At 60.5% G+C, this 20,570-nt stretch carries 22 protein-coding genes; 10 read left to right on the top strand and 12 right to left on the bottom strand.

Annotated elements, in window-relative coordinates:
• Positions 1-142: 142 nt before the first annotated feature.
• Entirely contained in the window at positions 143-1,357 is a 1,215-nt protein-coding gene (locus MKS85_RS15420) for an aldose 1-epimerase family protein (RefSeq protein ID WP_139048885.1), read from the top strand.
• Between the two features lie 6 nt (positions 1,358-1,363).
• Here the strand turns inward: MKS85_RS15420 and MKS85_RS15415 are convergent, their stop codons facing one another.
• Complete coding sequence (locus MKS85_RS15415) at positions 1,364-2,857, bottom strand: YifB family Mg chelatase-like AAA ATPase (protein ID WP_310663013.1); 1,494 nt, start codon at positions 2,855-2,857, stop codon at positions 1,364-1,366.
• Positions 2,858-3,132: 275 nt separating this feature from the next.
• Between MKS85_RS15415 and MKS85_RS15410 the strand changes: the two genes are divergently transcribed.
• Positions 3,133-4,410 (top strand): sensor histidine kinase, encoded by a 1,278-nt coding sequence (locus MKS85_RS15410; RefSeq protein WP_188251446.1) that lies wholly within the window; start codon positions 3,133-3,135, stop codon positions 4,408-4,410.
• An 85-nt stretch (positions 4,411-4,495) separates the two neighbouring features.
• Here MKS85_RS15410 and MKS85_RS15405 read toward each other — a convergent pair whose 3' ends face one another.
• A complete protein-coding gene (locus MKS85_RS15405; RefSeq protein ID WP_076383082.1) occupies positions 4,496-4,756 on the bottom strand; it encodes an accessory factor UbiK family protein in 261 nt (86 codons plus the stop codon).
• A 412-nt stretch (positions 4,757-5,168) separates the two neighbouring features.
• On the opposite strand from MKS85_RS15405, the gene glnK reads away from it, so the two are divergent.
• The 4 genes from glnK (at position 5,169) to sutA (ending at position 7,931) form a co-directional block, all read left to right on the top strand.
• On the top strand, positions 5,169-5,507 hold the full coding sequence (glnK, locus tag MKS85_RS15400) for a P-II family nitrogen regulator (protein ID WP_002555808.1): 339 nt from the start codon (positions 5,169-5,171) through the stop codon (positions 5,505-5,507).
• A 33-nt stretch (positions 5,508-5,540) separates the two neighbouring features.
• Positions 5,541-6,866 (top strand): ammonium transporter, encoded by a 1,326-nt coding sequence (locus MKS85_RS15395; protein ID WP_047226138.1) that lies wholly within the window; start codon positions 5,541-5,543, stop codon positions 6,864-6,866.
• A 214-nt stretch (positions 6,867-7,080) separates the two neighbouring features.
• Entirely contained in the window at positions 7,081-7,506 is a 426-nt protein-coding gene (locus MKS85_RS15390; RefSeq protein ID WP_047226195.1) for a secondary thiamine-phosphate synthase enzyme YjbQ, read from the top strand.
• 101 nt (positions 7,507-7,607) lie between these two features.
• Entirely contained in the window at positions 7,608-7,931 is a 324-nt protein-coding gene (gene sutA, locus MKS85_RS15385; protein ID WP_014340827.1) for a transcriptional regulator SutA, read from the top strand.
• Between the two features lie 211 nt (positions 7,932-8,142).
• Here the strand turns inward: sutA and MKS85_RS15380 are convergent, their stop codons facing one another.
• From MKS85_RS15380 to lptM, 6 genes are read right to left on the bottom strand one after another with little or no spacing between them, the layout of a single operon-like run.
• Positions 8,143-8,847 carry an HAD family hydrolase gene (locus MKS85_RS15380; RefSeq protein ID WP_188251445.1) on the bottom strand — a complete coding sequence of 235 codons (705 nt, stop codon included), beginning with the start codon at positions 8,845-8,847 and terminating at the stop codon, positions 8,143-8,145.
• Positions 8,844-9,743 carry a tyrosine recombinase XerC gene (gene xerC, locus MKS85_RS15375; RefSeq protein ID WP_076383081.1) on the bottom strand — a complete coding sequence of 300 codons (900 nt, stop codon included), beginning with the start codon at positions 9,741-9,743 and terminating at the stop codon, positions 8,844-8,846. The genes MKS85_RS15380 and xerC overlap by 4 nt, the downstream gene beginning before the upstream one ends.
• A 2-nt stretch (positions 9,744-9,745) precedes the next feature.
• Positions 9,746-10,468, bottom strand: a complete 723-nt coding sequence (locus tag MKS85_RS15370) for a DUF484 family protein (protein ID WP_188251444.1) — start codon at positions 10,466-10,468, stop codon at positions 9,746-9,748.
• A 13-nt stretch (positions 10,469-10,481) separates the two neighbouring features.
• Positions 10,482-11,312: a diaminopimelate epimerase gene (gene dapF / locus MKS85_RS15365; protein WP_188251443.1), complete on the bottom strand. Its 831-nt coding sequence runs from the start codon at positions 11,310-11,312 to the stop codon at positions 10,482-10,484.
• A 4-nt stretch (positions 11,313-11,316) separates the two neighbouring features.
• Positions 11,317-12,564, bottom strand: coding sequence for a diaminopimelate decarboxylase (gene lysA, locus MKS85_RS15360; protein ID WP_047226133.1), 1,248 nt, complete (start codon positions 12,562-12,564; stop codon positions 11,317-11,319).
• A 9-nt stretch (positions 12,565-12,573) separates the two neighbouring features.
• A complete protein-coding gene (gene lptM / locus MKS85_RS15355) occupies positions 12,574-12,744 on the bottom strand; it encodes an LPS translocon maturation chaperone LptM (RefSeq protein WP_047226132.1) in 171 nt (56 codons plus the stop codon).
• Positions 12,745-12,944: 200 nt separating this feature from the next.
• On the opposite strand from lptM, the gene cyaY reads away from it, so the two are divergent.
• From cyaY to rnk, 3 genes are all read left to right on the top strand, one after another.
• On the top strand, positions 12,945-13,277 hold the full coding sequence (cyaY, locus tag MKS85_RS15350; protein ID WP_047226131.1) for an iron donor protein CyaY: 333 nt from the start codon (positions 12,945-12,947) through the stop codon (positions 13,275-13,277).
• A gap of 4 nt (positions 13,278-13,281) precedes the next feature.
• The gene (locus tag MKS85_RS15345; protein ID WP_188251442.1) at positions 13,282-13,500 is read left to right on the top strand and encodes a DUF1289 domain-containing protein; all 219 of its coding nucleotides are present in this window, start codon (positions 13,282-13,284) and stop codon (positions 13,498-13,500) included.
• Between the two features lie 277 nt (positions 13,501-13,777).
• Positions 13,778-14,188, top strand: coding sequence for a nucleoside diphosphate kinase regulator (gene rnk / locus MKS85_RS15340; RefSeq protein WP_047226129.1), 411 nt, complete (start codon positions 13,778-13,780; stop codon positions 14,186-14,188).
• A 5-nt stretch (positions 14,189-14,193) separates the two neighbouring features.
• Here the strand turns inward: rnk and MKS85_RS15335 are convergent, their stop codons facing one another.
• The 3 genes from MKS85_RS15335 to MKS85_RS15325 all read right to left on the bottom strand — a co-directional run bounded on the left by MKS85_RS15335 (position 14,194) and on the right by MKS85_RS15325 (position 18,104).
• The gene (locus tag MKS85_RS15335; protein ID WP_188251441.1) at positions 14,194-17,034 is read right to left on the bottom strand and encodes a class I adenylate cyclase; all 2,841 of its coding nucleotides are present in this window, start codon (positions 17,032-17,034) and stop codon (positions 14,194-14,196) included.
• 179 nt (positions 17,035-17,213) lie between these two features.
• A complete protein-coding gene (locus MKS85_RS15330; RefSeq protein ID WP_047226127.1) occupies positions 17,214-17,462 on the bottom strand; it encodes a TIGR02647 family protein in 249 nt (82 codons plus the stop codon).
• Positions 17,463-17,819: 357 nt separating this feature from the next.
• Entirely contained in the window at positions 17,820-18,104 is a 285-nt protein-coding gene (locus MKS85_RS15325; protein WP_139048892.1) for a hypothetical protein, read from the bottom strand.
• Positions 18,105-18,228: 124 nt separating this feature from the next.
• Here MKS85_RS15325 and MKS85_RS15320 point away from each other — a divergent pair, with 124 nt between their 5' ends.
• Positions 18,229-18,888, top strand: a complete 660-nt coding sequence (locus tag MKS85_RS15320; RefSeq protein WP_188251440.1) for a glutathione S-transferase family protein — start codon at positions 18,229-18,231, stop codon at positions 18,886-18,888.
• A 129-nt stretch (positions 18,889-19,017) separates the two neighbouring features.
• Here the strand turns inward: MKS85_RS15320 and argH are convergent, their stop codons facing one another.
• The gene (gene argH / locus MKS85_RS15315; protein WP_188251439.1) at positions 19,018-20,412 is read right to left on the bottom strand and encodes an argininosuccinate lyase; all 1,395 of its coding nucleotides are present in this window, start codon (positions 20,410-20,412) and stop codon (positions 19,018-19,020) included.
• Positions 20,413-20,570: the final 158 nt, after the last annotated feature.

Here is a 20,570-nt window from a genome sequence, read left to right as displayed (position 1 = left end):
CTATCGCGAGCAGGCTCGCTCCCACAGGGGCTTGGCGGCGAGCGGGCGTTTGCGGTTTTCAAGGTTATCGCTGTTTTTAAGCTTGCTGAAACGTTTCTTCAAGTCTATAAAAACTGCACAACTCCAAGAAAAGGCTGCCCTTATGACTCCGCTCAAACTTGTCATTGCCCTCAGCGCCCTGGGCGCTACGTCCCACGCCATGGCCTGGGATTACGTCCTGCTCGACACCGATAAAGCCGCTCAGCCCTGGAAAATCACCAGCCAGCAGCTAGGCGTGAAAACCGACAAGCCCTTTTCCGTGACAATGCGCACCCTGCATGGCGGTCGGCAGGAAGGCGTCAGCATCGTCGATATCGACAACGGCACGATGAAGCTCTCGGTCGTCCCAACACGGGGCATGAACGTGCTGCAGGCCTCGGTCGGTGAAGTGCGTATGGGCTGGGATTCGCCGGTCAAGGAAGTGGTCAATCCGTCGTTCATTGAGCTCAATGGTCGCGGCGGACTGGGCTGGCTCGAAGGTTTCAACGAGCTGGTGACCCGCTGTGGCTACGAATGGGTCGGCCATCCCGGCATGGACAACGGCGAGCTGCTGACGCTGCATGGCCGCGCCGCCAACATCCCGGCCAACAAAGTGACGCTGCACATCGATGAAAAACCGCCTTATGCGATTACTCTGCGGGGCGAGCTGAAGGAGCAAGCCTTCAAGAAAGTCGATTTCTCGGTACAAACCGAACTGCTGACCGAGCCCGGCAGCGTGAGCTTCGCACTCAAGGACACGCTGACCAACAACGGCGACTATCCGAAGGAATACCAAGCGCTTTACCACAGCAATTTCAGTACACCGTTCCTGGAGCAGGGGGCTCGCTTCGCGGCGCCGGTCAAGCAGGTCTCGCCGTTCAACGACAAGGCCAAGGGCGATCTGGCGGATTGGCAAACCTACCGAGGGCCAACCAAGGACTACGACGAAACCGTCTACAACGTCGTGCCTTATGCCGATGCCAAGGGCGACACCCTCACCGTGCTGCACAACAAGGCCGGTAGCCTCGGTGTATCGGTGGGCTTCAACACCGGCACGCTCCCCGTGTTCTCCCTGTGGAAAAACACCGATACCCAAGGTCAGGGTTACGTGACCGGGCTGGAGCCGGGCACCAGTTTTTCCTATAACCGCCGGTATCAACGGCCACTGGGCCTGGTGCCCACCATCGCGCCAAAAGAGCAGAAGCAGTTCCAGATCCACTACAGCCTGTTGGCGGATAAAGGTGCCGTGGATAAAGCACTCAAACGTATCGATGAAATCCAGGGCGCCCAGCAAACCGAAGTCCGAAATACGCCGCTGGTGGACCTGAGCAAGCCATGATGCCCATCAGGGCGTGGCGGGCCGGTATTGCAATGCTTCGGCCAAGTGCTCCCGGCTGATTCGATCCGCTTGCTCAAGGTCCGCCAGCGTACGGGCGACCTTGAGCAGGCGGTGGGCGGCTCGCAGCGACAGGGTCAGTCGTTCGCAGGCGGTTTCCAGCCAGGTTTCATCGGTTGTGGATAACTTGCAATGTCGACGCAAACCCGGCAGATCCAGGAACGCGTTGGCGCATCCTTGGCGCTTTTGCTGGCGTTCGCGGGCCTCCGCCACTTGCTCGGCTACGGTAGCCGTATCGTCACCGGATTCGCTTTTGGGGCTCAACGCCGTGGCTTCCCGGGCGACGGTCAGGTGCAGGTCGATGCGGTCCAGTAAGGGGCCGGAGAGTTTATTGCGGTAGCGCTGCACCATGTCCGGCGTACACGAGCATCGGCCACTGGTCTCGCCAAGGTATCCACAGGGGCAGGGATTCATCGCCGCCACCAACTGGAAACGCGCCGGAAAGCGCACCCGGTCACGAGCGCGCGAAACCACGATGTGGCCCGATTCCAGCGGCTCCCTCAAGACCTCAAGAACCTTGCGGTCGAACTCCGGCAGTTCATCGAGAAACAGCACGCCATGGTGGGCGAGGGTGATCTCTCCCGGTTGCGGCTTTGAGCCGCCTCCCACCAGCGCCGGGCCGGACGCCGAGTGATGCGGTTGACGAAACGGGCGCTGCGGCCAATGGCTCAACGGTACGCAACTGGCGACCGACTGAATCGCGGCGACCTCCAGGGCTTCACTTTCAGCCAGTGGCGGCAACAACCCCGGTAAACGGCTTGCGAGCAGTGTCTTGCCGGTGCCTGGTGGTCCGCTGAACAACAGGTTATGGGCTCCCGCAGCGGCGATCAGCAATGCGCGCTTGGCCCCGACCTGGCCTTGTACTTCATTCAGGTCAGGATAGGGCTTGCTCGCCGAGAGTAGCCCGTTGGAAACATAAGGCACCACCGGGGTATGGCCATTGAAGTGGGCTACCGCTTCGAGCAGATGATCCACCGCGATCACCTTCAGCCCCGATGCCAGACAGGCTTCCTCGGCATTCGCTCGCGGCACCAGCAGTGTACGCCCGGCCTTGCGCGCCGCCAGCGCCGCGGGCAACACACCGCGCACCGGGCGCACCGCGCCGGACAACGCCAACTCCCCGAGACATTCCACATCGTCCAGCATCAGGGTCGGCACCTGTACGCTGGCCGCCAGGATCCCCAGGGCAATCGCCAGGTCGAACCGCCCGCCGTCCTTGGGCAGATCCGCCGGCGCCAGGTTCAGCGTGATGCGCCGCGCCGGGAAATTCAGGCCCGAATTGATGATCGCGCTGCGTACCCTGTCCTTGCTTTCCTTCACCGCCGCTTCAGGCAAGCCGACCATCGTCAGCGATGGCAAGCCATTGGCCAGATGGACTTCAACGGTAACGGCAGGCGCTTCCACACCCACTTGGGCGCGGCTATGGACAATGGCCAGAGACATGCAATCGTTCCTTGAGTGAATAAGGGGCCGCGTCCTGCGGCTCTTGAAGGTTAGTCGTGGGATAGGCTTTCGGTGGGGCAATCGAAGGCGAAAATTTTGCCAGGATGTTGCGGTTGCGAATGGCCGATCGCCTGCGCGAATACGAGGGCAGCAGGGGGGCGTGCGTTCAGCAGGGCTGTGCGTCCGTTTCACGGTGCCTTCGAAATGACCGCCCCAGGCGCTGCTAGACTCCGATTTGTCCAATCGGCATCTACGGCACAGGGAGTGAGTGGCCCATGAACGATCTGCTGGCTCTGTTAACCGACAAGCGCTTCATGCCCCACGGGCATTGCTATTTGTGGCGGCCGGATTTGCTGTGGACCAATGTCATTGCCGATGGCTTGATCACCCTGTCCTACATCTCCATCCCCTTCACCCTTCTGTACTTTATCCACAAGCGCAAAGACGTGCCTTTTGACTGGATGCTGACGGCTTTTGGTGTGTTCATCCTGGCCTGCGGGACCAGCCATGTGATGGAAATCCTGACCATCTGGCAGCCCTACTATTGGCTGTCGGCGCTGGTTAAGGTAATCACTGCTATCGCCTCGGTGATTACTGCCATCCTGCTGGTCCGGCTGGTGCCTGCGGCCCTTAAGATCCCCAGCCCGCAGCAACTGGCCAGGGTCAATGACGAGTTGCGTGAGGCGCAGGCCGAACTGGTCACTACCGCGCGCCGGGCCGGTATGGCGGAAATCGCCACCAATGTGCTGCACAACGTGGGCAATGTACTCAATAGCGTCAATGTGTCAGCCCGACTCTTGTACGAGAAAGTGCACGCATCCAAGGGGCAGGGGGTGATCAGGGTCGCTGAGTTGATGAGGCAGCATTCCGATGATCTCGGCGCCTTTATCAGCAGCGATCCGAAAGGTCGCGCGCTACCCGGCTATCTTGGCAAGTTGGCCGAAGCCCTGGCAGCCGAGCAGCGGAGCATGATCGATGAGTTGGTGCAACTGACCAAGAGCATCGACCATATCAAGGAGATCGTCGCCACCCAGCAGTCCTATGCCGGTAACTCCAGCGTGCTGGAGCCGGGTTCGCTGCGAGAGCTGATCGAGGATGTGGTGCGCATCTGCGATGTGTCCCTGGCGCGTCATCATGTGACGCTGATCAAGGAGCTCGCCGATATTCCGATGATGTTGCTGGACAAGCACAAGGTGCTGCAAATACTGATCAATCTAATCAACAACGCCAAGCAGGCGCTTGATTCGGTGGCGGATCGACCGTCGCGCATTACCCTGCGTCTGAAGGCCACTGACGACAAGCGTGTGCGGATCGAGGTCGAGGACAACGGCGAGGGTATCTCCAGGGACAATCTCAACCGGGTGTTCGAGCATGGTTTTACGACGCGTGCCGACGGTCACGGCTTTGGACTGCACAGTTGCATTCTGGCTGCGCACGAGATGGGCGGCGAGCTGACAGTGCAGAGCGCGGGGCCGGGCAAGGGCGCGCTCTTTACCCTGGAGTTGCCGCTTGCGCTGGCCCAAGGTCAATCTCAGCGAGCCGCGAGTGGCTGACCTAGTCGGCTTGAGGTCTCGGCAAGAAAGCGTTGCAGGGAGCGAGACAAAAAATCGCAGCTTTCAGCAGCTCCTGCTGGGGATTTTATTCGGTAGGAGGATTTATCTTCGCCTCCAGCTCCGCCACCTTCGCCTCCAGGCTCTCCAACCGCGCCCGGGTCCGGGCCAGTACGACCATCTGACTGTCGAATTCTTCCCGGCTGACCAGATCCAGCTTGCTGAACCCGCTTTGTAGCAGGGCCTTGAACTGGCTTTCGATTTCGCTTTTGGGCAGGGGTGTGTCGCCGCTCAATAGGCGGGAGGCGTGGCCGCTCAGGGCGTCGAGGAGGTCTTTGGGCGCAAGCATGGCAGGTGTCCTGAAAACGATGAGGGCAGTGTATCACGCAGCGTCTATATTCAATTGGCGAGCAAGGAGTGCACGCTTTTCGCGCACTGGACCGGGCATCGCCGCACTGTTGTTGTGCGTATTGTTCCTGTTCGGGGTGCGGCGCGAGCCGGCACAGTGGGTAAGAGACTGAAATCAGAAGGTTTGGGCACAGATGGCAAGGTTTCTGCTTAGTGGCTGATGACCCATGCACTGATGCAGTCGCTGTGACGAATGCAGTGCAGCCGGCGAGGCGGGGAGCTTCGTCAGAGTGGTTAGCTGGCACCGGTCGGGCAACTTGGGCCGACGATGCGTTACAAAGCCAGGCACTGCGCTTAGACTTGAGTCGGGTTTGTTTTCCTGGGGCAAGTCCACCAATTCGGGAGAAAGTTTCATGAAGCTAGTCACTGCCATCATCAAGCCGTTCAAGTTGGACGACGTGCGCGAGTCGCTGTCCGAAATCGGCGTGCAGGGCATTACCGTTACTGAGGTCAAAGGCTTCGGTCGGCAGAAAGGTCACACCGAGCTGTATCGCGGCGCGGAATACGTGGTTGATTTCCTGCCCAAGGTGAAGATCGATGTCGCCATTGACGACAAGGATCTGGACCGGGTTATCGAGGCGATCACCAAGGCCGCCAATACCGGCAAGATTGGTGACGGCAAGATATTTGTGGTCAATCTGGAACAGGCTATTCGCATCCGTACCGGCGAAACCGATACCGACGCTATCTAAGCCGCCAAACCCAACGCCCCAGGAGAAAACAATATGACTCTGCGTAAATTCGCAGGGCTAGGAGCCCTGTTGTCCTTCGTAACGCCTGGCCTGGCCATGGCAGAAGAAGCGGCAGCCCCAGTCCTGAACTCCGGCGACACTGCCTGGATGCTCACTGCCACAATTCTTGTACTGTTCATGACTATTCCCGGCCTGGCGCTGTTCTACGGCGGCATGGTTCGGTCGAAAAACATTCTTTCCGTGATGATGCAATGCTTTGCCATTACCGGTCTGATCAGCATCCTGTGGGTCATTTATGGCTACAGCATTGCGTTCGACACCACGGGGATGGAGCAGGGCGTCGTCAACTTCAATTCGTTCGTCGGTGGTCTGAACAAGGCATTCCTGGCGGGCCTCACGCCTAGTAGCCTGACTGGCCTGTTCCCTGAAGCGGTGTTCATCACCTTCCAGATGACGTTCGCCATCATCACCCCGGCCCTGATCGTCGGCGCGTTCGCCGAGCGGATGAAGTTCTCCGCCATGCTGATCTTCATGGCCGTGTGGTTCACCCTGGTGTATGCACCGATTGCGCACATGGTCTGGTCCGGCAACGGCGGCCTGATGTGGGACTGGGGTGTGCTGGACTTCGCTGGTGGCACCGTGGTGCACATCAACGCCGGTATTGCTGGCCTGGTGGCGTGCCTGGTATTGGGTAAGCGCAAGGGTTTTCCGACTACCCCGATGGCACCGCATAACCTGGGTTACACCTTGATGGGTGCGGCCATGCTGTGGGTAGGCTGGTTCGGCTTCAACGCCGGTTCCGCCATCGCGGCCAACGGCACCGCCGGTATGGCAATGCTGGTTACCCAGATTGCAACCGCTGCTGCGGCGTTGGGCTGGATGTTCGCCGAGTGGATCACCCACGGTAAGCCAAGCGCACTGGGCATTGCCTCGGGTGTGGTGGCGGGTCTGGTGGCGATTACTCCGGCTGCCGGCACCGTGGGCCCGATGGGCGCCCTGGTCATCGGCTTGGCGGCGGGTGTGGTGTGCTTCTTCTGCGCCACTACCCTCAAGCGCAAAATGGGCTATGACGACTCCCTGGACGCCTTCGGCGTGCACGGCATCGGCGGTATCCTGGGCGCGATCCTGACCGGTGTGTTCGCAGCGCCGGCCCTGGGTGGCTTCGGCACCGTGACTGATATCGGCGCGCAAGTGTGGATTCAGCTCAAGGGTGTAGGCTTCACGGTGATCTACACCGCGATCGTCACCTTCATCATTCTCAAGGTCCTGGACGCCGTCATGGGTCTGCGTGTCTCCGAGGAAGAAGAAGCGGTCGGCCTGGACCTGGCCCAGCACAACGAGCGTGGCTACAATCTGTAAGTACACGCAATAAAAAAAATGCCCGGTTCGCCGGGCATTTTTTTGTCTGGAGTTTGTCATTGCTCACAGGATGTACCGGTTTTTCCGACGTCTTTTGTTATGTACGCGACATGGGTTTTTCTACCGCCATCGGCTTACACCAAAGCAGGCGTATTAGGCCCTTTGTTTTTTCCCAGAGCGCGCTAGAATGCGCGCCGAACGTGCGGAGATCTGTATGTGGCAACAGACGCTGATAACCCTGCGGGCAAGGCCTCGAGGCTTTCATCTGGTAACGGACGAGTTGCTCGCCGGCCTGCCTGAACTCCGGGCATGTCGTGTCGGTCTGTTGCATCTGTGGCTGCAGCATACCTCGGCCTCGTTGACCATCAACGAGAACGCCGATCCGGCGGTGCGTCGAGACTTCGAACGATTTTTCAATCGGCTGATCCCACAAGGAACCGCCGATTATGAGCACAACGACGAAGGCCTGGACGACCTCCCGGCGCACTTCAAGGCCAGCGTGCTGGGGTGTCAGCTTAGCCTGCCGGTCACGGCGGGACGGTTGGCATTGGGTACCTGGCAAGGTGTTTATCTGGGCGAGCACCGTGATCATGGCGGTGCTCGTAAAGTCCTCGCCACTTTGTACGGTGATGGGGAGTAACCGCTGATTGCCGGCGGATGTTGAATTTTTTCTGGCAGCCTTCGACAGACGGCGAAGCTGGGCTATAACTAATCTGCTTTTCGCAAGTCATGAGGTAGAACATGAGCGACGATGATCTGGAAAACGACGACCTCGAAGTAGGTGACGAAGACGAGACCGAAGAAGGCCTGGAAGCGGCGGCTGAAGACGTCGCCGACGACGATGGGGCCGATGTACCGGCGCCAACCGCCAAAGGCAAGGCCAAGGCGGCGGTTTCGGTCGACGAGTTGCCGAGCGTAGAGGCCAAGAACAAGGAGCGTGATGCGCTCGCCAAGGCCATGGAGGAGTTCCTGGCCCGAGGCGGTAAAGTGCAGGAAGTGGAGGCCAACGTTGTTGCGGATCCGCCCAAGAAACCGGACAACAAGTACGGCAGCCGCCCGATCTGAGCATCTGCTTCTTGCTTGCTGAAAAAGCCCGCCGTCGCTGCGGGCTTTTTCATGGGCTATAAAAATCTTCAGGCCAGGCGCCGCGGATCCTGTGGGAGCGAGCCTGCTCGCGATAGCGATCCATCTGTCACATCGACGCTGGATGTGCCATTGCTATCGCGAGCAGGCTCGCTCCCACAATTTGAGTTCTGGTGGCCACAAAACAGGCGGTTTAGGGTTGGCTATGCCACCCCGCCAGCAACCCCGGCAGCTCGGTCAGGCTGCGAATCTCTGCATCCGGTACATGCTCGGCATCCCAGGTTTTACCCGCCGGATTGAACCAGATTGCCCGCAAGCCGGCCTGTTGGGCGCCGGCGATGTCGTCACCCGGATGATCGCCAATGTGCACGGCGGTTTGCGCCGTGGCGCCGCCGCGTTGCAAGGCTTCGTGGAACAGCCGGGCGTCAGGCTTGGCGATGCCGATGTCCTCGGCGCACAGGGCGAACTTGAAATAATCCGCCAGTCCCAGGCGACGTACATCGGCGTTGCCATTGGTGACCACGCCGAGGGCGAAATGGTTGGCCAGAATTTCCAGGGTAGGCTGCACCTCGGGAAAGATTTGCAATTGGTGACGGGCGTGCAGGAATGTTTCGAACGCTTCGTCCGCCAGCTCCGAGGCTTGCCACTGGTCATAACCGGCGTCCTGCAAGGCACGGAACAGCACTCGTCGGCGCAGTGCACTGATGCGGTGCTTCAGGCCGGGCTCTTCGCGCAACACTTGCTCGCGAATGGTAAAAAGATGCTCCACCGGCACGCTGCCCAGGTTCGCGGCGTTGTCGGTCAGCCACTGGCGTAAGACGGCCTCGGCACTGGCGATCACCGGGGCGGTGTCCCATAGGGTGTCGTCGAGGTCGAAAGTGATGAGCTCGATGGTCATGATTCGTCGCCCTTGATTCGTTTGGCCCTGGGGTGGGCACTGTCATAGACCGTCGCCAGGTGCTGGAAGTCCAGGTGGGTATAGATCTGTGTGGTCTTGATGTCCGAGTGGCCGAGCAGTTCCTGGACGGCGCGCAGGTCCTGGGAAGACTCCAGCAGATGGCTGGCGAAGGAATGCCTGAGCATGTGGGGGTGCAGGTTCTGTCCCAGCTCGCGTTCACCGGCGGCCTTGACCCGCACCTGGATCGCCCGCGGACCGAGGCGCCGGCCTTGCTGGCTGACAAATACCGCGTCGTCGGCCGGGTTGGTCAGCGCCCGCAACGGCAGCCACAGCTCCAGGGCCTCACGGGCTTTGCGGCCAACAGGCAGCAAACGTGTCTTGCTGCCCTTGCCCAGCACCTGGACCATGCCGTCGGCCAAGTCCAGTTGATCCAGGTTGAGCCCCGTCAGTTCGGAAAGCCGCAGGCCGGAGGAATAGAACAATTCGAGAATCGCCTGGTCCCGTCGCGCCAGGAAGTCATCCTCGACGGCGCCTTCCAGCAATTGCAGGGCCCGGTCGGTGTCCAGGGTCTTGGGCAGCCGGCGTTCGCCCTTGGGCGGTGCCAGGCCGGTGGCGGGGTCGTGATCGCACAGCCCTTCGCGGTTGAGGTAGTGGTACAGGCCTCGCACTGCTGACAACAGTCGCGCCAGGCTGCGGGAGGATTGCCCTTGTTGATGAAGGCGGGCGACCAAGCTGCGCAGGCGCTGGATGTCCAAGGCTGCCCAACTGCCGATGTTTTGCTTCTGGCACCAGGCCAACACTTTTTCCAGGTCGCGGCGATAGGCCGACAGCGTGTGGGGCGACACCTGGCGCTCACTGCGCAGGTGTTCGCAGTAGGCGTCCAGCTGCCGTTCCATCATCAGCGTACCGAGCGCAGTGAACCAGTCATGCGCGGCAGGACCCGGCCGGTGACTTCGGCGATGTAGCTTAAAAACAACGTGCCCACCGAGCTTTTGTAGTGTTGCGGATCACGACTGGCAATGGCCAGCACGCCATGTACGCCCTGGTGGGCGATGGCGACGACAGCGGTGGAGCCGATCTGCTTGCGCTGTTCTTCGCCGAAGAGGAAGTCCAGCTCATGTTCGCGCAGGCTGCCGCTGACGCTCTTGTTCTCCGTGAGCAAGCCGCCGATGGCTGTCTGTGCATCGGCGTGGGTTACCCAGCGCCCCACTGGCATGGCGTTATCGCCAAACAGGATCAGGCTGACGAAAGGCACCTGGAAATCCTGGCGCAGACTGTCTTCGACACCCATCACCAGGTCTTCGAGGGTGTTGGCATCCATGAGCGCCAGGATCAAGCGACGGGTCTTGTCGAAGAGCCGATCGTTATCCCGGGCTACGTCCATCAGGTGCGAAAGACGATGGCGCATTTCGATGTTGCGCTCGCGCAGAATCTTCATCTGATGCTCGACCAGCGACACGGTGTCGCCGCGGCGGTGGGGGATGCGCATCGTTGCCAGCAGTTCTTCATGCTCGACGAAGAAGTCCGGGTGAGCCTCCAGGTACGCGGCCACGGCTGCGGCGTCCGGATGGCTGGGGGATTCGTCGGGCTGCGGGGCTGGAACCTGTGGCTTGTCGGTCATGGGTTTGACTCACTCAAAGACGAACTTGTCCTTCGTATACGCGTACTGCCGGGCCGGTCATCAGCACCGGTTGGCCGGGGCCTGCCCATTCGATGGACAAGCGTCCACCGGGCAGGTCGATCAGTAAAGGCGAATCCATCCATCCCTGACTGATCGCGGCGACTGCCGCCGCGCAGGCGCCGGTGCCGCACGCCTGGGTTTCCCCGGCACCGCGTTCCCAGACGCGCAATTGCGCACGGTGGCGGTCGATGACCTGCAGGAAACCGACATTCACCCGCGCGGGGAAGCGCGGATGATTTTCGATCTTCGGCCCCAGCTCATGCACTGGCGCGCTGTTGATATCGTTGACTCGCAAGACGGCATGGGGGTTGCCCATGGATACTGCCGCCAGTTCCACCGTGGTGCCGTCGACCTCCAACTGATAGCTCAAGGCCTGGGCCGGCGCTTCGAACGGAATGTCCTTCGGTGCCAGGCGCGGGGCGCCCATGTTGACGCCGATCTGGCCGTCGTTGCGCACATCCAGTTCGATGATGCCGCTTTTAGTCTCGACGCGAATCTGCCGTTTGGCGGTCAGGCGCTTGTCCAGCACGAATCGGGCGAAGCAGCGGGCGCCGTTGCCGCACTGCTCGACTTCCGAACCATCGGCATTGAAGATCCGGTAACGGAAGTCCACGTCCGGGTTGTTGGGCGCCTCGACGATCAGCAACTGGTCGAAACCGATACCGGTGTGCCGGTCGCCCCATTGTTTGGCATGCTTGGGCAGGATGTGCGCGTGCTGGCTGACCAGGTCGAGGACCATGAAGTCGTTGCCCAGGCCGTGCATCTTGGTAAAACGCAGCAGCATGGTTTTACTCCGGCAGCAGGCTTTCGCCGGCAAACAACTCGGCTACCGTCTCGCGGCGACGCACTTCAAACGCCTGATCACCGTCCACCAGCACTTCGGCGCAGCGGCCGCGAGTGTTGTAGTTGGAACTCATGACAAACCCGTAGGCCCCGGCCGAATGCACGGCCAGCAGATCGCCTTCTTCCAGCGCCAGCTCCCGACCCTTGGCCAGGAAGTCGCCGGTTTCGCAGATAGGGCCGACAATATCGTAGCTGCGGGCGGCGGTAGCGCGAGGGCGCACCGCGGTGACGTCCATCCAGGCCTGGTACAGCGCCGGGCGGATCAGGTCGTTCATCGCCGCATCGACGATGGCGAAATCCTTGTGCTCGGTGTGCTTGAGGTATTCGACCCGGGTCAACAGCACGCCGGCATTGGCAACGATGTAGCGGCCCGGCTCGAACATCAGGGCCAGGTCGCGACCGTCGAGGCGTTCACGCACCGCCTTGACGTAGTCGGCCACCAGCGGCGGCTCCTCGTCGCGGTAGCGCACGCCGACGCCGCCGCCCAGGTCGATGTGACGCAGGTAGATGCCGCAATCGCTGAGGCGGTCGACCAGCGCCAGCAGGCGGTCGAGGGCATCGATGAAAGGTTCGAGGGTGGTCAGTTGCGAGCCGATGTGGCAATCCACGCCCAGCACTTCCAGGTTCGGCAGTTGGGCCGCGCGCACGTACACATCCTCGGCGTCGGCAATGGCGATGCCGAACTTGTTTTCCTTGAGACCGGTGGAAATGTACGGGTGCGTGCCAGCATCAACGTCCGGGTTCACGCGCAAAGAGATCGGCGCGCGGACACCCATCTCGGCGGCGACCAGTTGCAGGCGCTCCAGCTCATCGGTTGATTCGACGTTGAAGCAGTGCACCCCCACTTCCAGGGCGCGGCGCATGTCTTCACGGGTCTTGCCGACGCCGGAAAAAACGATCTTGTCGGCGCTGCCGCCAGCGGCCAGCACGCGTTCGAGCTCACCACCGGAAACGATGTCAAAGCCGGCACCCAGGCGTGCCAGGACGTTGAGTACACCGAGGTTGGAGTTGGCCTTTACGGCGAAACATACCAGGTGCGGCATGCCGGCCAGAGCATCGGCGAAGGCCAGATACTGGGCTTCGATGTGTGCACGGGAATAAACGTAGGTTGGCGTGCCGAAACGTTCCGCGAGCGCGGACAAGGCAACCCCTTCCGCGAACAGCTCCCCGCCACGGTAGTTAAAAGCGTCCATGGCGTTCCCTTAATAAGTGGTGTGGGTATCGTGCGCGTGGGACTTGGACTGCGACGACTTGGCCTGTTCTTCAGGGGATTTGCTGTCGTCGGGCAGGTACAGCGGACCTTTTTGACCACAGGCTGTCACAAGGCAAGCAACCGCGACGAGCGCAGCAAGGGAAGAGATCAGGCGCTTCATGGCGAAATCCTTGAAAATGCGTTAATTGCGCCGGAGTATACCGGCCACCCGGCAGCTTGCCTATGCAACGGGGTTCCCGTCCGGCGCCGGGAGGCTTTTCCCAAAGCCGGCTGTCGTCGGTCGGTATCCTTTGCAATCGCCGGGAAGCGTCCGTATCTTGCGGCGCTTGAGCATGAGCAGACATTTTCGAGGTTGCCGCAATGAGTTTGACTGAAGCCCGTTTCCACGATCTGGTCGATGCGACCCAGCAAACGCTGGAGGATGTATTCGACGAAAGCGAGCTGGACATCGACCTGGAAAGCTCCGCCGGGGTGCTGACCGTCAAGTTCGAAAATGGCAGCCAGTTGATTTTCAGCCGCCAGGAGCCGTTGCGGCAGCTGTGGTTGGCGGCGGTGTCCGGCGGTTTCCACTTCGACTACGACGAGGAAAGCGAACGCTGGATGTGCGACAAGAGCGAAGAGCAATTGGGCGAAATGCTTGAGCGCATCGTCAAGCAGCAGGCCGGGGTGGAACTGGATTTCGAAGGCCTTTGACAGCGTGAGCCAGAACACTCCGGTGCGGCCGCCCAAACCGCTCTACAGCAACGTCAGCCCCGCAGTGCCCTCTCCGTGCACCAGCGTGTGCAAGTTGGATGAGCAGAAGGTCTGCCTCGGTTGTTTCCGTCATGTGGAGGATATCCGCGAATGGCGCTCGGCCGACGATGAGCGCCGGCGGGTGATCTGTGTCGAGGCGGCTAAACGCAAATCTCTGGTGTAATCGCCCACTGTGTGGGAGCAAGGCTTGCCCGCGATGAAGACGACGCGTTCTTCCAGAAATCGAGGCGCCTGTTTCGCGAGCAAACTTTGCTCCCACAATCCCCGCGCCACAGTAATTCTGCTCTCCATGACAATGGGTAGATTTGGCCCGGGTTGTTTATTTATTGAGCTGTGATAGTGTCCAGCTACGCCTCAACTCATCGAGGCCCGTGAAAACCCCGTCTTTTTGTGGCGGGGTTTTGCTTTTTTCGTGCAGAACAAAGGAGTCTGCCTGAATCATGACCGTACCTTCCATCACCCTTACACGTCTGGACGTACAGCGTCTGGAGCGCCTGATCGATAGCCTTGATGAAACGCTGCCGGGCGTGATTGCGTTGCAAACCGAACTGGATCGTGCCGACACCGTGGTAGGCCACGATGAAGTGCCCGCCGATGTCGTGACCATGAATTCGCGTGTGCACTGCCGCGAAGAAAGTAGCGGCAAGGACTATCACCTGACCCTGGTTTATCCACAGGACGCCAATGCCGACGAAGGCAAGATATCAATCCTTGCCCCGGTAGGCAGCGCACTGTTGGGCCTGAAGGTTGGCCAGCACATCGACTGGCCGGCGCCGGGCGGCAAGACGCTGAAACTGACATTGCTGGCCGTGGAATACCAGCCGGAAGCGGGCGGCGATTTCCACCTCTAGGCGCTTCAGACCAAGGCCAGCGCCTCGTTCAGGGCGCGTTCCAGGTCAGCCTTGTAGCGCAGGTACAAATTACTTGAGCAGGCCCCATCACCCACGAGACCCGAGAGGTCCAGGTCGGTGATGTAGCAGCGATAGCGTTCGGCCTCGCGGCGCTGTTCGACGATCTCCCTGGCGACCACGCGGAACAACTGGTCGCCATGTTCCAGCTCCGAAAACTCGCGCTGATCGCAATACAGGGTGACGTGCACCTGCCCATGAGTGGCTTTGCCGATGATTGCCTGCACGTCATAGAACGGCTTGTTCACTGGCGTTTGCGGCGCCTGCCGCGCCTCGATCCGCCGTGCCCGCCCGCTGCCCGAGGGCAGGAGCTGGTAGTACAGGGTTTCCAGGGGCAATGGCTGGGTGGCATCCATCGGCAGTAACGCGTCGCGGCGGTACAGCACCGATTGCAGGAAGCGCTGCAGCGGCAGCAGCAGGCTGTGGTCGTCGTGGTAAGGCAGGCGTTGCTGCCACAGGGCATTGAGCTCATCGAGCACGTACAGCTCAGCGTCGTCCTCGTTGACCCGGTAGAACACCTGAATGCACTCGGGCTGCCCCATGGGCAGGATCAGCGCCAGGTCATGGTCCTCCAGAGCCATCGGATCCAGATGCAGAGGGCTGTAGGCCGTCAGCTCGCCCAGGTAATCCATCAGCGCCGACAGGCTGCCCAGGGCCACGTGATTGACCTGGCCCGGCACCAGCTCCAATACGTGGTAGTGCTGCTGGACCTGGAGCAGATAGCGGTGGTTGAGCCTACTCAGCAGCAGGGTCTGGGCCGTTTCGATGACTTCCTCGACCCGGCGGGCAATGAACTGCGCGCGGTTGTGGCAGAAACAGCGTACCTGCAAACGCGGCTGGCGCTGAGTGACGGGCAGGTCATTGAGGTAATCGCGCAGGCAGTCGAGCAGGGCGTGCTCGCCGTCGAAGCGGTTGACCAGCACCTCGTTCCAACTGTTGAGCGTGACCTGATCCAGGGTCAGCACCAGGTTCTCCCGAACCCCGGCGTAGCTCAGGGAGTCCGTGCGCTCGGTGGTCATCAGGATATTGAGGTCGCGATGATGCTTGAGCGGATCGACGCCGACGTTAACCAGTATCAGCACTTCGCTGGGCACGCTGGCGCGCAACAGCTGTTCTTCATCTACCGTGCTCAGCGGCAGGGCGATGGACTGTTGCAGGCTGCCCAGCAGGTTGAACAGCTCAAACTCACTCAGGTCGCTGCTACCTGGGTGCAGCGCCAGGCGCGTACTGCTGTCGATCACACCGTTGCGATGGCACCAGGTCAGCAACTCCAGCAACTCGCGGCAGCGTTTGATCGGTGCGAAGTTTTCCCACTCCAGGGCGTTGAGGCTGCCGTTGTACAGGCCCCACTGGTTCTGCCCGGGTTCTTTCTTGTTCGGTGACTGCACCAGCGTCAGGGTGTCTTCGGCCAGGTCCGGGGCGATGCCGGGGTTGATGAACTCGACTTTGTCGGCCTTGCGTTCGAATGCTGCATACAACCGCCGGCCCAGGACGTTGAGGTCGCGCTTGTTGATCAGGCTGACGGTTTTTTCGGTGCGGGCGAACTGGGTCAGGAAGCGGTAGCTGTAGGTCAGTTCGTTGACCAGCGCCCGCCGTTCGTTGCTGACCTGACGCACTTTCCACTGGCTGCGGCTGTCCAGCAGCGCCAATTGCCGTGGGTCCCAGCCCCATTCCCGGGCCAGACGCTCAAGCAGAACCCGTTGCCAGCCAGTGCTGCGCCCCTGGCCGGTCAGCTTGCGATTGACCTTCAGGTAAAGCGCCCTGCGCACCAGCTCCAGGCGTTCGGATTCACCTCGGGCGTTGAGGTACTCCTCGATACGACGGTAAACCACCATGTAGGGATCCAGCTCTTCCAGGTCCAGGCGGTTGGCGAACACCGCCTGTTTGAAGCGCAGGCTCAGGCAGCGAACGTCCGGGTGTTCGCTGGCGTAGACTTCGATCAGCAGCAGCTTGAGCACTGATTTGTAGGGCGACTCGATGCCCTTGAACAATTGCCAGAGGCCGGCACCGATGAATTCTCCCGGCGGGATATAGGCCAGATGTCCCAGGTTGAGCGTTTCATCGGCGCGGATGAAGCGTTTGGAAATCAGCGTGTGGGTGTACTGCTCATAGTTTTCCTCTTCATACACCGGCACCAGCCACCAGATCGGCGTGCGTCCGGCCAGCCAGATCGCCGTGCGGTAGAACTCGTCCAGCAGCAGGTAATGCTGGGTTGTACCGCAATCGTCGGAACTGAGCTGAGTGTCCCGGTCGCCGCGGACAAAGCGCGCCGGGTCGATCAGGAAAAAATGCGCTTCAGCGCCCTGGGTCGCCGCCCAGGTTTCCAGCAGCAGACATTTTTTGCGCAGTTCGGCCAGTTCGTCCTCGCTCAGGTCCGGACCATGGCAGACCCACACATCCATGTCGCTTTGATCCGCTTGGGCGAGGGTGCCGAGGCTGCCCATCAGGAACAGACCCAGAATCGGTCGCGGTGGATTGCTGCCGTGGCGCGGCTTGTAGGAGAACGAGCGGGTCAGCCGCTGGGCTTCGGCGAGGACGCTGGCGTCGGGCTCATAGTTGGACAGCCCGGCAGGTGTGCTGCCTGAGACATAGCCGGGCAGGAGCGGGTGGTTGACGTGGAAAAACAACGGCAACAGCGTCAGCACGCTTTGCTGGCGGGTCGACAGCCCTTCCAGGGCGCGATCCATCCGCACGGTGTTGAGCTTGAGAAAACGTGCGCGCAACTGGCTCAGGACCTTGCGGTCGATTCCCTCGTCCAGATCGGGGCGTATTTCGTGATTGCGGGTCATGTCAGCTCAAACCGGCTCGCGGCGTCGAACGTGGGAGATCACAGGTGGTGGCAGTTTAGCGCCCGAACCCGGGATTTCTTAAGCTGAATGTATGTTTTTGACGTCAGAATTTTTACACAGTACGCCAGGGCGCCTGCGGAAACCTCGATGAAGGAGATTTCCGTGGGCGACAGGAGGAATCAGGCGGCTTCTTTTACGACGTTGAGAATGGTCAGCAGGCTTTGCACATGCTCGGCGGCATCCCGGCCCAGGCTGGTCAGGTAACCACCGTCGGACTGGGTTATCAGGTCTTTTTCGAACAGGCGTTTAGCGGCAGCGATGGCAGAGGGGGCAGCGGTCTGATGGATTTTCAGGCCTTCCTGGGAACTGTCCAGGTTGAAGAGTGCAAGGATTTCCAGTTCGGCAACCAGCTCAGGGGTAAGCGACATAAGGACTCCAGACTTTCTAGGAATTTGGTCGACAGCGTCACTAAAGTGAGCGCACTCGGCCGAGCTGTCCAGTGTCAGCGTCATGCTTTTTTTGTTTTGGGTGACCGCAGGCGTAATTCGTNGCGACATAAGGACTCCAGACTTTCTAGGAATTTGGTCGACAGCGTCACTAAAGTGAGCGCACTCGGCCGAGCTGTCCAGTGTCAGCGTCATGCTTTTTTTGTTTTGGGTGACCGCAGGCGTAATTCGTTGTGGCGAGGGAGCTTGCTCCCGCTGGAGCGCGAAGCGGTCCCAATAGCTTGATGGCTGCTGCGCAGCCGAGCGGGAGCAAGCTCCCTCGCCATAGTCGGTGAGACCTTATTTCTTTTCTGGCGGCAACTCGGGAAGAGCGCGCAACGCCGTTTCGTACCACTGGGTATCGAACGCACGGTCTTCTTCGAGGATCGCATCAATTTCCACTGCCAGCACATGGGCCATCAGGTTGAGAATTTCTTCGCGCTCGTAACCCACCAGGGTCAATTTATTGAAAACGGCCTTGGCCGCTGGCGGGTTGTCATCTTCGATCTGGTTTTCGATGGCCTGGATCAGCGTGTTCTCGACGAACTCTTCTTCGTCGTTGTCGATGTCGGTTGGCTCGCTCATGGCAGGCTCCTTGGAGAAAGGTCGCCAGTTTACCTGCATTCAGCGCAGTGATGCGCCTGGCAAGAAACGGCTCGGCGGTCTATAACGCAAGGCTGCCAACCCCGCACGGCCTGGAGGCTTTGTCATGCTCAAGCTTTATGGTTTTTCCGTCAGCAATTATTACAACATGGTCAAGCTGGCGTTGCTGGAGAAGGGTCTGCCCTTCGAAGAGGTGCCGTTCTACGGCGCTCAGACCCCCGATGTGCTGGCCATCAGTCCACGGGGCAAGGTGCCGGTGCTCAAGACCGAGCAAGGGTTTATCAACGAAACCAGCGTGATCCTCGAATACATCGAACAAACCCAGCCGGGCAAAGCCCTGTTGCCCAGCGACCCGTTCGAGCGTGCCCAGGTGCTGGCTTTGTGCAGGGAAATCGAGTTGTACATCGAGCTGCCGGGACGGGCTTGCTACGCCGAGGCGTTTTTCGGCATGTCGGTACCCGACGCCATCAAGGAAAAGACCAAGGCCGAATTGCTGCTGGGGTTCGCCTCGCTCGGCCGTCACGGCAAATTCTCGCCCTACGTGGCGGGTGACAGTCTGAGCCTGGCCGATCTGTATTTCCTCTACAGCGTATCGCTGGCGTGCCAGGTGGGCCGGAAAGTGTTCGATATCGACTTGCTGGCGGATATGCCGGCGGCCAAGGGGCTGATGGAGCGGCTGGAGCAGAACCCGAATGTGCAGCGGATTGCGGCCGACAGAGATGCGGCGATGCCGGGGTTTTTGGCGATGATCGCGGCCAAGAAGTGAATTTTTTGCTGTTCTGAAGGGCGCTATCGCGAGCAGGCTCGCTCCCACATTTGATCTCCCTGTGTTCACACATGTGCGTTCACTGAAGATCCACTGTGGGAGCGAGCCTGCTCGCGATGCTTTCGGCTTTTAACGGCTGGCGAGCATCGCCTGGCCGCGCACCACGGCAGCCTTCACCTGGGCAGGCGCTGTGCCGCCGATGTGGTCGCGGGCATTGACCGAACCTTCCAGAGTCAGCACGGCAAACACGTCCTGCTCGATCTGGTCACTGAACTGGCGCAGTTCGTCCAGGCTCATTTCTGCCAGGTCCTTGCCGTTGTCCACGCCGTACTTCACGGCATGGCCGACGATTTCGTGGCAGTCACGAAACGGCAGGCCACGGCGTACGAGGTAATCAGCGAGGTCGGTGGCGGTGGAGAAGCCGCGCAAGGCCGCTTCGCGCATCACTGCATGCTTGGGCTTGATCGCCGGGATCATGTCGGCAAAGGCCCGCAGCGAATCACGCAGGGTATCGACGGCATCGAACAGCGGTTCCTTGTCTTCCTGGTTGTCCTTGTTGTAGGCCAGCGGCTGGCCTTTCATCAGGGTTAGCAGGCCCATCAGCGCACCGAACACCCGACCACTCTTGCCGCGTACCAGCTCCGGCACGTCGGGGTTTTTCTTTTGCGGCATGATCGAACTGCCGGTGCAGAAGCGATCCGGCAGGTCAATGAACTGGAATTGCGCGCTGGTCCACAGCACCAGTTCTTCGGAGAAGCGCGACAGATGCATCATCGCAATGCTCGCGGCGGCGCAGAATTCGATGGCGAAATCGCGGTCCGAAACGTTATCCAGCGAGTTGCCGCCCACGGCGTCGAAACCCAGCAACTGTGCGGTGTATTCACGATCGATCGGGTACGTGGTGCCGGCCAGCGCGGCGCTGCCCAGGGGCATGCGGTTGGTGCGCTTGCGGCAGTCCACCAGGCGCTCGTAGTCGCGGCTGAGCATTTCGAACCAGGCCAGCATGTGATGCCCAAACGTTACAGGTTGAGCGGTTTGCAGGTGCGTGAAGCCCGGCATGATGCTCTCGGCCTCGCGCTCGGCCTGCTCCAGCAAGCCTTTTTGCAGACGGGTGATCTCGCCCAGGATCAGGTCAATCTCATCGCGCAACCACAGGCGAATGTCGGTGGCCACCTGGTCGTTTCGGCTGCGGCCGGTGTGCAGCTTCTTGCCGGTCACGCCGATGCGATCGGTCAGGCGCGCTTCGATGTTCATGTGCACGTCTTCGAGATCGACGCGCCAGTCGAACTGGCCGGCCTCGATTTCAGCCTGGATGGTTTTCAGGCCATCGATGATGCTGTCGCGCTCGGCATCGGTCAGTACGCCGACCTTGGCCAGCATGGTGGCGTGGGCGATCGAGCCCATGATGTCGTGGCGATACAGGCGCTGGTCGAAGTTGACGGAGGCGGTGAAGCGGGCGACGAAGGCGTCGACGGGTTCACTGAAGCGGCCGCCCCAGGACTGATTGGTCTTGTCAGTGCTCATGAATTCGCTCGTGATCGGCTGTGGAAAAAGTAGCGGTTAAAGGCTGCGGCGGATGATAGCAGGGTTGCCGGGACTGGCGCTGGCACTGGTCGGCAGGTTTTTTGCGCACAACCCGAGCATTTAATGGGTTTTTTGCACAACGATATTTTTCGATTGAG

Origin of the sequence: Pseudomonas sp. JL2, assembly GCF_031570495.1 — a bacterium.
Lineage (GTDB): Bacteria > Pseudomonadota > Gammaproteobacteria > Pseudomonadales > Pseudomonadaceae > Aquipseudomonas > Aquipseudomonas rhizophila.
The sequence above is the reverse complement of the archived record's forward strand: the minus strand, read 5'-3'. Positions and strand labels throughout refer to the sequence as shown.

Bases quoted from the DNA above. Each gene is read 5' to 3' on its own strand.
- MKS85_RS15420 (WP_139048885.1), top strand. From the start codon at position 143: ATGACTCCGCTCAAACTTGTCATTGCCCTCAGCGCCCTGGGCGCTACG.
- MKS85_RS15415 (WP_310663013.1), bottom strand. From the start codon at position 2,857: ATGTCTCTGGCCATTGTCCATAGCCGCGCCCAAGTGGGTGTGGAAGCG.
- MKS85_RS15410 (WP_188251446.1), top strand. From the start codon at position 3,133: ATGAACGATCTGCTGGCTCTGTTAACCGACAAGCGCTTCATGCCCCAC.
- MKS85_RS15405 (WP_076383082.1), bottom strand. From the start codon at position 4,756: ATGCTTGCGCCCAAAGACCTCCTCGACGCCCTGAGCGGCCACGCCTCC.
- glnK (WP_002555808.1), top strand. From the start codon at position 5,169: ATGAAGCTAGTCACTGCCATCATCAAGCCGTTCAAGTTGGACGACGTG.
- MKS85_RS15395 (WP_047226138.1), top strand. From the start codon at position 5,541: ATGACTCTGCGTAAATTCGCAGGGCTAGGAGCCCTGTTGTCCTTCGTA.
- MKS85_RS15390 (WP_047226195.1), top strand. From the start codon at position 7,081: ATGTGGCAACAGACGCTGATAACCCTGCGGGCAAGGCCTCGAGGCTTT.
- sutA (WP_014340827.1), top strand. From the start codon at position 7,608: ATGAGCGACGATGATCTGGAAAACGACGACCTCGAAGTAGGTGACGAA.
- MKS85_RS15380 (WP_188251445.1), bottom strand. From the start codon at position 8,847: ATGACCATCGAGCTCATCACTTTCGACCTCGACGACACCCTATGGGAC.
- xerC (WP_076383081.1), bottom strand. From the start codon at position 9,743: ATGGAACGGCAGCTGGACGCCTACTGCGAACACCTGCGCAGTGAGCGC.
- MKS85_RS15370 (WP_188251444.1), bottom strand. From the start codon at position 10,468: ATGACCGACAAGCCACAGGTTCCAGCCCCGCAGCCCGACGAATCCCCC.
- dapF (WP_188251443.1), bottom strand. From the start codon at position 11,312: ATGCTGCTGCGTTTTACCAAGATGCACGGCCTGGGCAACGACTTCATG.
- lysA (WP_047226133.1), bottom strand. From the start codon at position 12,564: ATGGACGCTTTTAACTACCGTGGCGGGGAGCTGTTCGCGGAAGGGGTT.
- lptM (WP_047226132.1), bottom strand. From the start codon at position 12,744: ATGAAGCGCCTGATCTCTTCCCTTGCTGCGCTCGTCGCGGTTGCTTGC.
- cyaY (WP_047226131.1), top strand. From the start codon at position 12,945: ATGAGTTTGACTGAAGCCCGTTTCCACGATCTGGTCGATGCGACCCAG.
- rnk (WP_047226129.1), top strand. From the start codon at position 13,778: ATGACCGTACCTTCCATCACCCTTACACGTCTGGACGTACAGCGTCTG.
- MKS85_RS15335 (WP_188251441.1), bottom strand. From the start codon at position 17,034: ATGACCCGCAATCACGAAATACGCCCCGATCTGGACGAGGGAATCGAC.
- MKS85_RS15330 (WP_047226127.1), bottom strand. From the start codon at position 17,462: ATGTCGCTTACCCCTGAGCTGGTTGCCGAACTGGAAATCCTTGCACTC.
- MKS85_RS15325 (WP_139048892.1), bottom strand. From the start codon at position 18,104: ATGAGCGAGCCAACCGACATCGACAACGACGAAGAAGAGTTCGTCGAG.
- MKS85_RS15320 (WP_188251440.1), top strand. From the start codon at position 18,229: ATGCTCAAGCTTTATGGTTTTTCCGTCAGCAATTATTACAACATGGTC.
- argH (WP_188251439.1), bottom strand. From the start codon at position 20,412: ATGAGCACTGACAAGACCAATCAGTCCTGGGGCGGCCGCTTCAGTGAA.